This is a genomic window from Pseudomonas sp. F1_0610 (assembly GCF_047470865.1).
Lineage (GTDB): Bacteria > Pseudomonadota > Gammaproteobacteria > Pseudomonadales > Pseudomonadaceae > JAZDRH01.
Genome location: NZ_JAZDRH010000059.1, coordinates 1 through 2,821 on the forward strand (window position 1 = coordinate 1; position 2,821 = coordinate 2,821).

1 protein-coding gene and 1 pseudogene are annotated in these 2,821 nt (G+C 34.9%); both read left to right on the forward strand.

Features of this window, described 5'->3' with window-relative positions:
• The first annotated feature begins 190 nt into the window (after positions 1-190).
• Positions 191-631: a hypothetical protein gene (locus VQ643_RS16055; protein ID WP_414201492.1), complete on the forward strand. Its 441-nt coding sequence runs from the start codon at positions 191-193 to the stop codon at positions 629-631.
• A gap of 20 nt (positions 632-651) precedes the next feature.
• A pseudogene (locus VQ643_RS16060) lies at positions 652-2,821 on the forward strand (hypothetical protein); the annotation flags it as partial.

Consider the following 2,821-nt stretch of genomic DNA (forward strand, 5'->3'; position numbering starts at 1 on the left):
GTATTTAATTTTTCGATAATTGGTTCTATATTTTTAGTGGGTTGTGCTCCAGGTTTTCCAAACTTTAAAATTAAGGAGGAGGTTTATAATGCGAACAGCCATTAGTTTACTAGAACACACTTCAAACAAAAGTGGATGAGGGTATGTGGGGGGTTGTAGTTTTTATTAATTAATGGAAATAAGGATATTTATGAAGAAAAAACAGAAGGTGATAAGTGTATTGCTATTGAGTAGTTTGTTAATTATTTATTGGATATATTCATTAGTACATACAACTGCACTGATAGATGATATTAATAAAGTAGAGATTCCTGTTGATGTACGCCCAACAAAAGGCTCGCATAAAATAGCAGATGTGAGTTTGATTATTTCAAAATATATCGCTATTGGTGATTCTAAAGAAAAGGTAGTGAAGGTAATGAAAGAGCAGGAACTTAAAAGATTTGAATATAGTGAATATATGCAAAAAGAATATCAAGGGCAGGATGTCTATGGTTTCAAAAAACAATGGCGGAGTCCTTTCCCTGAAAGAATTCCCGTCGTCTTAAGTGCTGAATTTTTTTTTAATGATCAAGATAGAGTTATAAAAGTTGAGTCATATTATGGGACTCAGGTTGCCCCGCTATTTTAAACGTACAGGAGATGAAATTTATGGCAATAGGTAAAGAGAGCATTCAATTTGGGGTTCGCCCAATTTATGGAAAAATACCAGGAGCTTATCACTCATTTGTAGTCTATACAGATAAATATGGCAACCAAACAGTTATCTCAGGTGATTATGATGAGAAAACAGGAAAGCTAACAGCTGAAACTCGCCCATATGATAGTAATCATTATGATCATCCGAAATATAAAGAAAATAGAGAAGTAGTCATAAATTACTATGACGCAATGGAAGGAGACGATTTATCTGATTATTTTAGAAAAATGGTAGATAAGGCTAATGAGATAGATGATGCAGGATATAATTATAATTTCTTAATGCAAAACTGTCATACTGTTGCTAAAAATATTCTAGATTATGCAGGTATAGAGACTCCCGATAATTGGAATTTTACACCAGGAGATAATACGGTATTAGATCCATCAAAGCCTGATTTAATACCAAAAGCAACAAAAGTTATTCATTGGTTTGAATTTTCCCAGTTTGGTTGGGTATCAAATGACTGGCAACCTACTTCATATATGCAGTTAGCAAAAGACACAACCTTCACCATTTACTATGACCCTCTCATGATTGATCTCAACGGAAATGGCAAACTAGACGTTATCGGCACAGATGGCGGGATTAACTTCGACTTTAATGGCGATGGTTTTGCAGGCAATACTGGCTGGGTTGGCAAAGAAGATGGAATTTTAGTCTTTGATGATAATCAGGATGGTAGAGTTACCAATGGCTCAGAGCTGTTTGGTAATGATTTTGTTATTGGGCAAAAAATTTTAGAAGATGGTTCAGTTGTTAATATTTATGCTAAGAATGGCTTTGAAGCTTTGGCAAGTTTAGATACTAATGGTGATGGAATTGTCGATGCCAACGATAAAGATTTTAATAAAATTAAGGTTTGGCAAGATAAGAATGGTGATGGAAAAACTGATGCGGGTGAAATGCTGACTTTGAAGGAACTAGGTATTAAAGGTTTAAATACAGGGTATCAACTTAAAAATGAAACTGTAGAAGGTGGCAATGTTTTAGCTGAGGTAGGCACATTCATTCGTGAAGATGGCGCTACAGGACTAATGGGTGACATTAACTTTGTGCAAGACTCAACGAGAGCAGAATTTGTAAATAAAGTCGAAATGACAGATGATCAGAAAAAAGCATCATACATTGAAGGTATGGGGCGTGTTCGTGATTTGAATGAAGCATTAGCTTTATCAGCACAAGTGCGAATATATTATGATGCATTAAAAAATGCACCAGAAAAAGCTTTCCAAATGGCTGTGATGTTCAATTTTTTAACGTCTTGGATAAGTGCAGATCCTGCAGTGAAGCTAACATATGCAGCGGATTGGATTGAAGATGATGACATGAGTAGTACCTTGTCAAGTCAAAATATAACGACGGCTAAAAAACCAACCATTATTAATAAATATTTTGTACAAATGGAAGCAGGGGGTGGTGGCATAACTGTAAGGCCTGATCAAGTAGGTGGTACTTTCACAGCGGTTCTACCTGTGACAGATGAATTAGTACAAAAAATTAAAATTATTAATGCATTTTATAATTTAGAAGAGCGTCAGTTTTATTATCTAAATATGATTCATGGTCTCGAAATAATAAAGCAAATTGAAGAAACCTATTCTGCATTAGAATTTATGCTCTACCAGCAAGTTTCAAGTGAAACACGTTTAGCCAAATATACGGATTTAATCACGGTCGATTTAGCTAAATTTTCTTTAGACTATTCTAAAGTTGTGGCTGCATTTGAAACGTACTCAAAGCAATATTCTATTAATGCAACAGTAGATTTATATGAGTTTTTAGCAGGTGGGCACGCAACTCATTGGAATGAAGGAATGGAGTTGCTTAGTCAGTATTTAGGTAGCTTAAAACAACAAAATAAAATGGATCTATTTTTAGATACATTGGGTAGAGATCATTTAGAACTTTATTCAATATCAGGAATAATCGCATTAAAAGATCAAAACGTTGTAGGAACTAAAGATAATGATCTTATTTTTGGTGGATTTGGCAATGACATCTTACAAGGTGGTGATGGTGACGACACATTGTATGGTGGCTCTGGCGATGATGAGTTATATGGTGGCAATGGTAGTGACAAACTCTACGGTGGTTCTGGCAACGATATTCTTAGTGGTG